We start from the raw sequence: 11,839 nt of genomic DNA, 5'->3' as shown, positions 1-11,839 counted from the left end.
AGCTTCTGCTACATACTTAAGCCACCATCAATGGCAACTACTTGACCAGTTAGATAATCTTGGCCTGCTAAAAATACTGTCAAATCTGCAACCTGCTCTGCCTGTCCAAATTCTTTCATAGGAATTTGCGCCAGCATGGCATCTTTTACCTTTTCTGATAGAACAGCTGTCATATCGGACTCAATCATTCCAGGTGCAATAGCATTAACCCTGATATTGCGATTGGCTACTTCACGCGCCACAGACTTGGTAAAACCAATTAAACCAGCCTTAGAAGCTGCATAGTTAGCTTGACCAATATTTCCCATCAAACCAACAACACTAGACATATTAATGATAGCACCTTCTCTGGCTTTCATCATCGGTTTCAAGACTGATTGTGTCATGTTAAAGGCACCAGTCAGATTTACTTTAAGCACTTTTTCAAAATCTGCTTCTGTCATTTTGAGCATCAGGGTATCTTGGGTAATTCCTGCATTGTTAACCAAAACATCTACTGAACCCAGCTCTGCAATAGCTTGCTCAACCATACGCTTAGCGTCTGCAAAATCCGACACATCCCCTGAAATGGGAACTACCTTGACACCATAGTTTGAAAACTCGGCTAGCAAGTCCTCTGAGATTGTCCCACGGCTGTTTAAGGCAATGTTGGCTCCTGCTTGAGCAAACTTGTGGGCAATGGCAAGACCAATTCCACGACTCGAACCTGTAATAAAGATATTTTTATTTTTTAGTTGCATTCTTTTCTCCTGTTTTCTATCGCATTTATGGGAGAAGGGATTACTAGTTTCCTAGAAGAGCTTCCAAGCTAGTCTGATCTTCAACATTGGCTAGTTTAGCGGTCTTATCAATTTTTTTGACAAAGCCTGACAAGACTTTCCCCGGGCCAATCTCGATAAAGTTGGTTACGCCTGCTTCTTGCATGACTGCAATACTTTCATAAAAACGAACTGGTTCCTTGACCTGACGCGTCAAGAGTCGAGCGATGTCTTCTTTTTTCATAACTGCAGCTTCTGTATTGCCGACTAGGGGACAGGTGAAATCTGAAAAACTTGCTTGAGCTAGAGTTTCAGCTAGTTTCTGACTAGCAGGCTCAAGGAGAGCGGTATGAAAAGGCCCTGAAACCTTGAGAGGAATCAAGCGTTTAGCACCTGCTTCTTGCAAGAGTTCAACAGCTCGGTCAACTGCAGCCCCTTCTCCACCAATCACGATTTGTGCAGGTGTATTATAGTTGGCTGGGGTAACCACTCCAAGTTCAGAAGCTTTTCGACAGGCTTCCTCAATAATCTCTACTGGCGTATTGAGAACTGCTACCATCTTGCCAGAGCCAGCAGGAGCCGCTTCTTCCATATAGGCTCCACGCTTAGCAACCAAGGCTACCGCATCTTCAAAATCCAAGGCGCCGCTAGCCACCAAGGCAGAGTATTCTCCAAGGGACAAACCAGCAACCATGTCTGGCTGATAGCCCTTTTCTTGCAATAAACGATAGATAGCAACTGAAGTTGCTAAAATAGCTGGTTGCGTATAGCGGGTCTGATTAAGTTTTTCTTCTTCCGTATCAATGAGATAACGCAAATCGTAACCAAGTACCTGACTAGCTTGATCAATCGTTTCTTTGAAAATAGGATAGTAATCATATAAATCACGACCCATACCTAGATACTGGGCACCTTGACCAGCAAATAAAAAGGCTGTTTTAGTCATTTCTTACAACTCCTACCCAACGAGAGGCTTCTTCTTGAATTTTCTTAGCTGCTCCGTAATACAAATCTTTTAAAATTTCTTCAGCGGTTTCTTCTTTGGAAACAAGGCCTGCAATTTGACCTGCCATAACAGATCCACCATCCACATCTCCGTGAACAACCGCTTTAGCTAGAGCACCCGCTCCCATTTGTTCAAAGATTTCCAAATCAGGATTTTCTTGTTTAAAGGCATCTTTCTCAGCTTTTTCAAAATCACGAGTCAATTGGTTTTTAATCGCACGAACAGCATGTCCAAAGTGTTGAGCTGAAATCGTAGTATCAATATCTCTAGCTTTTAAAATCTTGGCCTTATAATTTGGATGGGCATTAGACTCTTTTGCAACGACAAAACGCGTTCCAACCTGAACAGCCTCTGCACCTAGCATAAAGCCAGCCGCAGCACCTTCACCATCTGCAATCCCTCCTGCAGCAATAACAGGAATAGATACAGCTGCCGCTACTTGACGCACCAAGGTCATGGTTGTTAATTTACCGATATGCCCCCCAGCTTCCATTCCTTCTGCAATAACAGCGTCCGCACCGATTTTTTCCATGCGTTTAGCTAGGGCAACACTTGGTACAACAGGAATAACTGTAATCCCTGCTTCATGGAAGCGTTCCATGTATTTGCCAGGATTTCCTGCGCCTGTTGTCACTACCTTAACCCCTTCCTCGATAACGAGATCTACAATATCTTCCACAAAGGGAGACAAGAGCATGATGTTGACACCAAAGGGTTTATCAGTCAATGATTTGATCTTATCAATATTAGCCTTGACAATTTCTTTAGGGGCATTTCCCCCGCCGATAATACCTAGTCCTCCAGCCTTGGAAACAGCCCCTGCCAAATCACCATCAGCAACCCAAGCCATTCCTCCTTGGAAAATAGGATAATCAACGTTCAATAATTCTGTAATACGCGTTTTCATAGTCCCTCCATCGTTTCTTGCTTACGTAATAGTTCGATATCGTCATAATTTGACAATCAAACTATTGCCTAAACAAGAGGGAGCGGGTTTCCCTACTCCTTCTATCTCATATTCTGCTTATTTTGTTTGCTCTTCAACGTAGGAAACCAAGTCACCAACTGTTTTCAAGTCATCTTCTGCTTCGATTTGGATATCAAAAGCATCTTCAATTTCTGAGATTACTTGGAACAAGTCCAATGAATCTGCATCCAAATCATCAAAAGTTGATTCAAGTGTTACTTCTGATGCGTCTTTTCCAAGTTCTTCAACGATAATTTCTTGTACTTTTTCAAATACTGCCATGATAGGACTCCTTTAAAATAAATAGTTTTTTATAACAATGTGTTCACCACATGATTACCTAAATTGTAAGAATGAGCGTGCCCCAGGTCAAGCCTCCACCGAAGCCTGATAGCAGAACAGTCTGGCTACCATCTAAATGGATAAGACCTTGTTCTACACACTCTGAAAGTAAAATCGGGATACTGGCTGCACTGGTATTGCCATATTCCATCATATTGGCTGGAAGTTTGTCTCGGTCGATACCGATTTTCCTAGCCATCTTATCCAAAATACGGTCATTAGCCTGATGAAGTAGCAGATAATCCAAGTCTGTCGCCTCTATAGGAGATTCATCAATAGTCTGTTTGATAGACTTGGCTACATCTCGAATGGCAAAATCAAAGACCGCGCGCCCATCCATCTTCAAAAATGAATCTGCATTTTCTTGATCTGAAAATGGAGAATGCAAGCCTGAATGTCCATAGGTCAGACACTCGCTTCGTGAACCATCGCTATTGAGACTCTCTGCTAAGAAATGCTGTTGATCGCTAGCTTCTAGCAAAACACCACCAGCACCATCTCCAAACAAAACAGCTGTTGATCGGTCCGACCAATCGACTGCTTTAGAGAGGGTTTCACTGCCAATCACCAAGCCTTTTTGAAAGCGACCAGAAGCGATAAACTTTTCAGCAGTTGAAAGAGCAAATACAAATCCACTACAAGCAGCTGTTAAGTCAAAAGCAAAGGCCTTATTAGCTCCAATATTGGCTTGGACACGAGCAGCTGTAGAGGGCATCATCGAATCTGGAGTAATGGTAGCTAGGATGATGAAATCCAACTCCTCCCCTGTGATTCCAGCTTTTGCCATCAGTTTCTTAGCAACCTCTGTAGCCAAATCACTAGTAGATTCTGTTCTTGAAATATGCCTTTGTCGTATTCCCGTCCGACTTGAAATCCACTCATCATTGGTATTCATAATCTGGGCCAAATCATGATTTGTAACCACTTGCTCTGGCACATAATGAGCAACCTGGCTTATTTTTGCAAAAGCCATTATTTCAAATCCTCCAAAAATTGATAAAGTTTCGTCAAACCTTTGCCCATAACCTCAGTTTCTTCCTTGCTCATACCGTCGATAATATTTTCGACCATGGCCTTGTGGAAGCGTTTATGTAGTCTATGAACCAAGCGACCCTTCTTTGTCAAATGTAGATGCACCACACGACGATCCTGCTCTGAGCGAATGCGTTCAATGTACCCCTTACGTTCGAGATTATTTAAACTCGTCGTAACAGTCCCAAGAGTCACCATCAACTCTTTTGACACTTGACTTGGTGTCACTTCTGGGAATTTTCCAATTACATCGATTGTATGGACTTCTTTGATGGAGATATCCTTGAAACGACTACCCCTCAAGCTAACTTCGTCGATGACGAGGACATTGTTAAATATAGATGTTAAATATTCATTAATTCGTTGGTAGTCCAATCTCTTTTCCCTCCTTTTCAAAAAACTTTCACAATCAAAACATTTGACAAAAAAATTATATCAAACTTCAAAGAACAGTGCAAGTATTTTCTTATTTTCCAGTAAATTTCGGTCTTCTTCTCTCCGAATGGGCCCGAACTCCCTCTTTAAAATCCTCTGTTTGGGCCAAGGATTCCTGCAGTTTCAATTCTAAAGCAGCATAATCTTGCCAATCTTTAAATTGGCTCTCCCAAACCAACTTCTTGATAGCTGCATAAGAATTAGCTGAGCCACGTCTTAATTTTTTAAGAAGCTGTTCTCTCGTCTTTTCAAGTTTATCAGCTTCAGAAATGCGGTAAACTAGCCCCCACTCCAGAGCTTTATCTGCGGTCAAAGCCTCACCTGTCATGGCTAATTGAGCAGCACGCGTCACACCGATACTGCGGCTCAAGAGATAAATCCCACCTGCATCTGGAGCCAAACCAACCCCAACAAAGGCTTGGATAAACTTAGCCTTATCCGTTGCAAGACAGAAATCCGCAGCAACAGCCATATTCGCTGCGGCACCTGCAACAGCCCCGTCAACTTCCATCAAAACAGGCTTTGCAATTTGCTTGATTTTATAAGAAATAGCATTGACTAGTTCTGCAATTTTCGTCAATGATGGAATATCATCCTCATCTACTGCACGCTTCATCTCTACTAAATCTCCCCCAACTGAGAAAACTTTGCCATTCGCATTGATTAAGATAAAATGCACAGTTGGATCCTCTTCTGCCAGAGTCAAGGCTTCTAAGATCTCCTCACACATGGGAATATGGAAACCATTAGCGACCTCAGGACGATTCAAGGTAATGATTGCCAAGTCCTCTTCAAGCTGATAAATAATGTGTTCCATCAGGACTCCTTTTTATTTCGTAAGCCGTTTAAATTATTTTATTATCAAAGTATATCTTTTTTAGGAGCAGAAAGCAAGAAAAAATCGGCTGAAAGTGTCTCAGCCGATTAAGAAGACTCGCTTTATCATAGAAAGCATCTCATTTTCTTCATTGAAAAAAGGTTTTCTTTCTGCTATAATCGTATAAAATACTTACTTTAGGAGTTCTTATGAAAGTTGTTAAATTTGGAGGTAGCTCCCTTGCCTCTGCTAGTCAATTAGAAAAAGTTTTGAACATCGTCAAAAGCGATAAAGAGCGTCGTTTTGTAGTTGTTTCTGCACCTGGTAAACGCAATACTGAAGATACGAAGGTTACGGATGCCTTGATTAAATACTACCGCGACTATGTTGCTGGTAACGATATTAGCAAAAGTCAGAACTGGATTATCGATCGCTATGCCGCTATGGTTAGTGAATTAGGACTGAAACCAGCTGTTCTAGAAAAAATTTCAAAAAGCATTCGTGCCTTGGCAAGTCTTCCTATCGAAGAAAACGAATTTCTCTACGATACTTTCCTAGCAGCGGGTGAAAACAACAATGCCAAATTGATTGCTGCCTATTTTAACCAAAACGGTATCGATGCACGCTATGTTCATCCTAGAGAAGCTGGGATTGTGGTCACAAGTGAACCGGGCAACGCTCGCATCGTGCCATCAAGTTATGACAAGATTGAAGAATTGACAAATGCAAATGAAGTCCTTGTCATTCCTGGTTTCTTTGGAGTTACCAAGGAAAATCAAATCTGTACCTTCTCACGTGGAGGCTCTGATATTACAGGTTCTATCATTGCTGCAGGGGTTAAAGCTGATCTCTATGAAAACTTTACGGATGTTGATGGTATCTTTGCAGCTCACCCAGGAATTATCCACCAACCACACTCTATTCCTGAGCTAACCTACCGTGAAATGCGCGAGTTGGCCTATGCAGGATTCTCAGTTCTTCATGACGAGGCACTTCTTCCTGCCTACCGTGGAAAAATTCCTCTGGTTATCAAGAATACCAACAATCCTGACCATCCAGGTACCCGTATCGTTCTAAAACACAGTAGTGATGAATTTCCAGTAGTGGGAATTGCCGGTGATTCTGACTTTGTCAGCATCAACATGTCGAAATACCTCATGAACCGTGAGGTTGGATTCGGACGCAAGGTTCTACAAATCCTTGAAGATCTTAACATCGGTTGGGAACATATGCCAACAGGTATCGACGATCTTTCAATCATCCTCCGTTCTCGCGAACTAACTCCTATCAAGGAAGAAGAAATCCTTCGTCAGTTGGTTCAAAAGGCTGAAGTAGACCATGCAGAAATCGAGCACGACCTTTCAATCATTATGATTGTTGGTGAAAAGATGAAGAGTCATATCGGAGTAACTGCTACTGCGACACGTGCTCTATCTGAAAATAAGATCAACATCCAGATGATGTCTCAAGGTTCTAGTGAAGTATCTATTATGTTTGTTGTCCATAAGGACCAAGAGAAAGCAGCTATTAAAGCCCTTTACAATGCCTTTTTCGGTGAAAGTAAGGAAGACTAGTCATGGCCCAATCTCTTAACAAAACAGTGCTCCTCAATACAACAGGAACTTCCTATCTCTCTATAGCTGGGAAAGTTGGGAAATTCCTTGTCGGAGATCAGGCTCTGGAATTTTACCCAGATGTCAATGTCGAACAATTTATCCAGATTCCTTGGAGCCATATCAACCAGATTGGAGCCAATGTCACTGGGCGGAAAATCAGTCGCCACTTCGAAGTCTTTACAGACAAAGGAAAATTCCTCTTTGCTTCAAAAGACTCAGGTGCTATTCTCAAAATTGCTCGCGAAAAACTGGGAAATGACAGGGTCGTCAAACTTCCTACCCTGATTCAGACCATTAGTCAAAAATTTAAAAATCTATTTGCAAAAAAGTAGAAACTTTAGTATAATCATAGCAACGGATAAGTAGGTTATCTTCTTCTTTCAGAAAGTCTGCGGGTGCTGCGAGCAGATAGGAGGGATAGGTGAAATTCTACCGTTAGTAACAATTACATACACAATCAAGTGCACACCTGTGAAGTTGGATGGAACCGTGGCCCTGCCACTCCAACGCTTTGTCAGGTGTGCTTTTTTCATAAAGGAGTTCTTATGTTAGATATCAAACGTATTCGTACAGATTTTGATGCTGTCGCAGAAAAATTAGCTACACGTGGTGTAGAGGCTGCTATCTTGAATGAGATGAAAGAAATCGATGCTAAACGTCGTGATATTTTGGTCAAGGTTGAAACTCTCAAAGCAGAACGCAACACAGTTTCTGCTGAGATTGCCCAAGCCAAACGCAACAAGGAAAATGCAGATGACAAGATTGCTGCCATGCAAAATCTATCTGCTGAAGTCAAAGCTTTGGATGCTGAATTGGCAGAAATCGATGCTAAATTGACAGAATTTACCACTACTCTTCCAAACATCCCAGCTGACAGCGTTCCTGTTGGGGTTGACGAAGACGACAATGTGGAAGTTCGCCGTTGGGGTACTCCACGCGAGTTTGACTTCGAGCCAAAAGCCCACTGGGATCTTGGTGAAGACCTTGGTATCCTTGACTGGGAACGCGGTGGTAAGGTAACAGGAGCTCGCTTCCTCTTCTATAAAGGCCTCGGTGCTCGTTTGGAACGTGCTCTCTACAACTTTATGTTGGATGAGCATGGCAAGGAAGGCTATACTGAAGTCATCACACCATACATGGTTAACCACGACTCTATGTTTGGTACTGGTCAATATCCAAAATTCAAGGAAGATACTTTTGAACTCAGCGACAGCAATTATGTCCTTATCCCTACAGCTGAAGTTCCTCTGACAAACTACTACCGTGATGAAATTCTGGACGGTAAAGACCTACCAATCTACTTTACTGCTATGAGTCCATCATTCCGTTCTGAGGCTGGTTCTGCTGGTCGTGATACTCGTGGCTTGATTCGTTTGCACCAATTCCACAAGGTTGAAATGGTCAAATTTGCCAAGCCAGAAGAATCTTACGAAGAATTGGAAAAAATGACAGCCAACGCTGAAAATATCCTTCAAAAGCTCAATCTTCCATACCGTGTCGTTGCGCTCTCTACTGGAGATATGGGCTTCTCAGCCGCTAAGACTTACGACTTGGAAGTTTGGATTCCAGCGCAAAACAATTACCGTGAAATCTCAAGCTGTTCAAACACAGAAGATTTCCAAGCCCGTCGTGCCCAAATCCGTTACCGTGATGAAGCTGATGGCAAGGTGAAATTGCTCCATACCTTGAACGGTTCTGGACTTGCAGTTGGACGTACAGTGGCTGCAATTCTTGAAAACTACCAAAATGAAGATGGTTCTGTGACCATCCCAGAAGCACTTCGTCCATACATGGGTGGAGCTGAAGTTATCAAACCATAAAAAATAAGGTTTAGCTATTTCTAGCTAGACCTTTTTTCGTAACCAAATCAGATAAGCGCCTAATACAAAGAGTAAAATAATTAAGCAAATAGCGGTTTCAACCAGTACCAAATAATCCAAAAATGGAAGTTTCAAGATTCCCTGAGCCATCTTAAGCGAAGTAGCTGTGATAATGGTCGGGAAGGTGAGGGCTGAGAAGGCTGGTTGAAAGCCTTGTTTTAAAATATTGGGCAGGCGAGTCAAAACAAAGAAAAAGAAGGATTGAGAAGCCAAAATCATGACAATCAAGAGCCAAGTCGGTAGGCTGGCTCCTCCAACTCGAACCAGAGAAGCCAAGAGTAGAGAGAAGGGAGCACAGTAGATTCCTTCTTGCCCAAGCAAGGCTAGTGGGAGCGGATGTTTCTTTAAATCGCTATAAATAAGTGGATAGAGATAGAAGGTTAGGAGAAAACCAAAACTCAAGGTCGCATAGGCAATTTCGATGATACCTACCAGAGGATAGGTCAAGGCAGCCACTGCTATCCCCACATAGAGAACCGTCCAGCTTGGAGTCGCACTGACTCTCTTACCTGGACAGGCAAACTTGATGGTGAAAACAGCAATCAAGGTCAAATCCAAGAGAAATGAAAACCACCAGAGCCCTTGCGCTACCAAAGGAAGATGAGGGAAGACGCGAAAGACATAGGTCGATAAAATCATCCCAGCCATGGGGAAGGTGGCCATTCCTGACAAAAGAGGAGGCTTGGTCAATTCTTGCCTGGTTTCCTTCCAATTAAAGAGATGTAGAATTAGAAAATAAATCCACAAAATCAAACCTGTCAGACTAAAAAGATGGGACAGAACCGGCAACGTATCTAAAACGAGATTCCCAGCTCCTGCTAAACCTAGCAAACAACCAGAAAATACTAAGGGGAGTTTCTTCATCCTAACCTCCAATAATCATGTTAGTTTCAGTATAGCATAAAAGCGCTTAAATGAGGGGATAAAAAATGAAGTCCGATTATTTCAGACTTCATTTTACTCAGATATGAATTAAGCATAAGGTTGCAATTCTGGGTTAATTGGTGTACTGGCTAGATTGTTGGCATAGTTGCAGAGGCTTGCTAGGCTGACACCAAGAACCACATCCAAGGCATTTTGTTGGCTATAACCAGCTTCTAGAAACTCAGCCAAGGCTTCATCTCCTACACGACCCTTGGTATTGATAACTGCCAAGGTAAACTTAGCTAGGGTGTCCAATTTAGGATCTGTTTCAATTGGAGTACGATTGCGAAGGGCTTGAAGAAGGTCATCGTTCATCTGGATTTGTTTGATTGAAAAAGCTGTGTGACCTGCGACACAGAAGGCACAACCATTGGTCACGGCAGCCGTGATTTGCACTACTTCGCGCTCAACAGGCGTCAAGCTGTTGCGACGGTTGATAGCTCCGACAGTACGGTAAGCCTCTAAAGCAGTCGGTGCATTAGCCAAGAGACCGATTAGGTTAGGAATATAGCCATTATTATCTTTTTCTACTGTTTCAAGAACTTCTTTCACTTCTGCTGGTGCTGATTCGACTGTATGAATTGTAAATGTTGTCATCATAAAACCTCTTTTCATGTTGTTGAAATCTAGTCTATCACAGATTCTATACCTTGTATAATATATATTTTAAATTACACTGATAGAAATTTTTTATGAAAGCAAAAAATCACACGCAATGTGTGATTTCATTATTTATTAAAATACTTTTTAGTTTCAGCAATAACGACCGGCGACAAGACTAAGAGGGCAATCAAGTTTGGCAGAGCCATCAAAGCGTTGACGATATCTGCGATAATCCAAACCATATCCAACTCGATAAATCCTCCCAACAAGACCATGAACACAAAGACCACACGGTAGAGCCAGATAAAGCGAACCCCAAAGAGAAACTCAAAACAGCGTTCCCCGTAATAGTTCCAACCTAAAATCGTTGTAAAGGCAAAGAGCACAAGGAAGATGGTCAAGAGGGCAGGCCCAAAGTGTGAAAAGACTGTTGAAAAGGCTGACTGAGTCAAGGCAACTCCATTCAAATCACCACTCCAAACACCAGTCACCAAGATGGTTAAACCAGTCAAGGTACAGATAATGAGGGTATCAATAAAGGTTCCTGTCATGGAAATCAATCCTTGCTCTACCGGTTCATTTGTCTTAGCAGCTGCAGCTGCAATGGGAGCTGAACCCAGACCAGATTCGTTTGAGAACACACCACGCGCAACACCATTTTGGATAGCCATCCGAATGCTAGCACCAGCAAATCCACCCACCGCAGCAACAGGACTAAATGCTGATGTCAAGATTAAAGCGATTGTGGCAGGGATTTTCCCGATATTAAAGAAAATAACTGTAAGAGTTCCCAAAATATAAATAATAGCCATAAAAGGAACAACAGTAGTTGAAACCTTTGAAATGGACTTGAGTCCACCAAAGACAGCAATCGCTACAAATACAGACAACACAAGAGCAGTGATGGCTGGCGAAATAGCCGTTGTATTTTGGATAGATTCTGTAATCGAGTTGACTTGTGTGAAGGTCCCGATTCCCAATAAAGCTACTAGCACACCTGCCAGGGCAAAGAAGATAGCAAGTGGACGCCACTTTTCTCCCATCCCTAGAAGAATATAGTGCATGGGACCTCCCGCTACTGCACCATGGTCGTCCTTAGTACGGTATTTGATAGCTAACAGTCCCTCCGCATACTTAGTAGCCATTCCAAAGAAAGCAGCCATCCACATCCAAAAGAGAGCTCCTGGGCCACCGACCTTGATAGCCGTCGCCACCCCGATAATATTTCCCGTACCAACTGTCGCTGCTAGGGCTGTACACAAGGCCGCAAAGCTGGATACATCTCCATGCCCCTTATCCTTGGTAAAAATAAGCTGGAAGGCCTTGGGCAGACGCAAAATCTGCAAGAGGCCTAGACGGGCAGTTAGGTAAATCCCTGTCCCGACCAATAAAATCAAGAGGGGTGGGCCCCAAGCAAAAGCATCAATTGATTTAAGCAATTCTAACATTTCCTTCTCCT

At 42.6% G+C, this 11,839-nt stretch carries 13 protein-coding genes; 3 read left to right on the top strand and 10 right to left on the bottom strand.

Features of this window, described 5'->3' with window-relative positions:
* Positions 1 to 8: 8 nt before the first annotated feature.
* The 7 genes from fabG to FJR77_RS08435 all read right to left on the bottom strand — a co-directional run bounded on the left by fabG (position 9) and on the right by FJR77_RS08435 (position 5,357).
* On the bottom strand, positions 9 to 740 hold the full coding sequence (gene fabG / locus FJR77_RS08465; protein WP_140834389.1) for a 3-oxoacyl-[acyl-carrier-protein] reductase: 732 nt from the start codon (positions 738 to 740) through the stop codon (positions 9 to 11).
* A gap of 43 nt (positions 741 to 783) precedes the next feature.
* Positions 784 to 1,704, bottom strand: coding sequence for an ACP S-malonyltransferase (fabD, locus tag FJR77_RS08460; protein ID WP_140834388.1), 921 nt, complete (start codon positions 1,702 to 1,704; stop codon positions 784 to 786).
* Complete coding sequence (gene fabK / locus FJR77_RS08455) at positions 1,697 to 2,671, bottom strand: enoyl-[acyl-carrier-protein] reductase FabK (RefSeq protein ID WP_140860115.1); 975 nt, start codon at positions 2,669 to 2,671, stop codon at positions 1,697 to 1,699. The genes fabD and fabK overlap by 8 nt, the downstream gene beginning before the upstream one ends.
* Before the next feature lie 117 nt (positions 2,672 to 2,788).
* The gene (locus FJR77_RS08450; RefSeq protein ID WP_140834386.1) at positions 2,789 to 3,013 is read right to left on the bottom strand and encodes an acyl carrier protein; all 225 of its coding nucleotides are present in this window, start codon (positions 3,011 to 3,013) and stop codon (positions 2,789 to 2,791) included.
* Positions 3,014 to 3,071: 58 nt separating this feature from the next.
* The gene (locus FJR77_RS08445; RefSeq protein ID WP_140834385.1) at positions 3,072 to 4,046 is read right to left on the bottom strand and encodes a beta-ketoacyl-ACP synthase III; all 975 of its coding nucleotides are present in this window, start codon (positions 4,044 to 4,046) and stop codon (positions 3,072 to 3,074) included.
* On the bottom strand, positions 4,046 to 4,480 hold the full coding sequence (gene fabT / locus FJR77_RS08440) for a fatty acid biosynthesis transcriptional regulator FabT (protein ID WP_140834384.1): 435 nt from the start codon (positions 4,478 to 4,480) through the stop codon (positions 4,046 to 4,048). Before fabT ends, FJR77_RS08445 begins: the two co-directional genes overlap by 1 nt.
* Before the next feature lie 91 nt (positions 4,481 to 4,571).
* The gene (locus FJR77_RS08435; protein ID WP_140834382.1) at positions 4,572 to 5,357 is read right to left on the bottom strand and encodes an enoyl-CoA hydratase; all 786 of its coding nucleotides are present in this window, start codon (positions 5,355 to 5,357) and stop codon (positions 4,572 to 4,574) included.
* Between the two features lie 209 nt (positions 5,358 to 5,566).
* On the opposite strand from FJR77_RS08435, the gene FJR77_RS08430 reads away from it, so the two are divergent.
* The 3 genes from FJR77_RS08430 to serS all read left to right on the top strand — a co-directional run bounded on the left by FJR77_RS08430 (position 5,567) and on the right by serS (position 8,793).
* A complete protein-coding gene (locus FJR77_RS08430; protein WP_140834380.1) occupies positions 5,567 to 6,931 on the top strand; it encodes an aspartate kinase in 1,365 nt (454 codons plus the stop codon).
* A 2-nt stretch (positions 6,932 to 6,933) separates the two neighbouring features.
* Entirely contained in the window at positions 6,934 to 7,305 is a 372-nt protein-coding gene (locus FJR77_RS08425; protein ID WP_140834379.1) for a DUF956 family protein, read from the top strand.
* 213 nt (positions 7,306 to 7,518) lie between these two features.
* On the top strand, positions 7,519 to 8,793 hold the full coding sequence (serS, locus tag FJR77_RS08420) for a serine--tRNA ligase (RefSeq protein WP_140834377.1): 1,275 nt from the start codon (positions 7,519 to 7,521) through the stop codon (positions 8,791 to 8,793).
* Positions 8,794 to 8,817: 24 nt separating this feature from the next.
* Here serS and FJR77_RS08415 read toward each other — a convergent pair whose 3' ends face one another.
* The 3 genes from FJR77_RS08415 to FJR77_RS08405 all read right to left on the bottom strand — a co-directional run bounded on the left by FJR77_RS08415 (position 8,818) and on the right by FJR77_RS08405 (position 11,828).
* Positions 8,818 to 9,717: a TDT family transporter gene (locus FJR77_RS08415; protein ID WP_140834375.1), complete on the bottom strand. Its 900-nt coding sequence runs from the start codon at positions 9,715 to 9,717 to the stop codon at positions 8,818 to 8,820.
* Between the two features lie 108 nt (positions 9,718 to 9,825).
* Positions 9,826 to 10,374 carry a carboxymuconolactone decarboxylase family protein gene (locus FJR77_RS08410; protein ID WP_140834406.1) on the bottom strand — a complete coding sequence of 183 codons (549 nt, stop codon included), beginning with the start codon at positions 10,372 to 10,374 and terminating at the stop codon, positions 9,826 to 9,828.
* Positions 10,375 to 10,505: 131 nt separating this feature from the next.
* Positions 10,506 to 11,828, bottom strand: coding sequence for an alanine/glycine:cation symporter family protein (locus FJR77_RS08405; protein ID WP_140834373.1), 1,323 nt, complete (start codon positions 11,826 to 11,828; stop codon positions 10,506 to 10,508).
* Positions 11,829 to 11,839: the final 11 nt, after the last annotated feature.

Source organism: Streptococcus shenyangsis (assembly GCF_006385785.1).
In the GTDB taxonomy this organism is placed as follows: domain Bacteria; phylum Bacillota; class Bacilli; order Lactobacillales; family Streptococcaceae; genus Streptococcus; species Streptococcus shenyangsis.
Note: the sequence above shows the minus strand (reverse complement) of the source record. Positions and strands in the feature narration are given on the sequence as shown.

Excerpts from the sequence above, each read along its gene's own strand:
- fabG (WP_140834389.1), bottom strand. The coding sequence starts at position 740 with ATGCAACTAAAAAATAAAAATATCTTTATTACAGGTTCGAGTCGTGGA.
- fabD (WP_140834388.1), bottom strand. The coding sequence starts at position 1,704 with ATGACTAAAACAGCCTTTTTATTTGCTGGTCAAGGTGCCCAGTATCTA.
- fabK (WP_140860115.1), bottom strand. The coding sequence starts at position 2,671 with ATGAAAACGCGTATTACAGAATTATTGAACGTTGATTATCCTATTTTC.
- FJR77_RS08450 (WP_140834386.1), bottom strand. The coding sequence starts at position 3,013 with ATGGCAGTATTTGAAAAAGTACAAGAAATTATCGTTGAAGAACTTGGA.
- FJR77_RS08445 (WP_140834385.1), bottom strand. The coding sequence starts at position 4,046 with ATGGCTTTTGCAAAAATAAGCCAGGTTGCTCATTATGTGCCAGAGCAA.
- FJR77_RS08435 (WP_140834382.1), bottom strand. The coding sequence starts at position 5,357 with ATGGAACACATTATTTATCAGCTTGAAGAGGACTTGGCAATCATTACC.
- FJR77_RS08430 (WP_140834380.1), top strand. The coding sequence starts at position 5,567 with ATGAAAGTTGTTAAATTTGGAGGTAGCTCCCTTGCCTCTGCTAGTCAA.
- FJR77_RS08425 (WP_140834379.1), top strand. The coding sequence starts at position 6,934 with ATGGCCCAATCTCTTAACAAAACAGTGCTCCTCAATACAACAGGAACT.
- serS (WP_140834377.1), top strand. The coding sequence starts at position 7,519 with ATGTTAGATATCAAACGTATTCGTACAGATTTTGATGCTGTCGCAGAA.
- FJR77_RS08415 (WP_140834375.1), bottom strand. The coding sequence starts at position 9,717 with ATGAAGAAACTCCCCTTAGTATTTTCTGGTTGTTTGCTAGGTTTAGCA.
- FJR77_RS08410 (WP_140834406.1), bottom strand. The coding sequence starts at position 10,374 with ATGACAACATTTACAATTCATACAGTCGAATCAGCACCAGCAGAAGTG.
- FJR77_RS08405 (WP_140834373.1), bottom strand. The coding sequence starts at position 11,828 with ATGTTAGAATTGCTTAAATCAATTGATGCTTTTGCTTGGGGCCCACCC.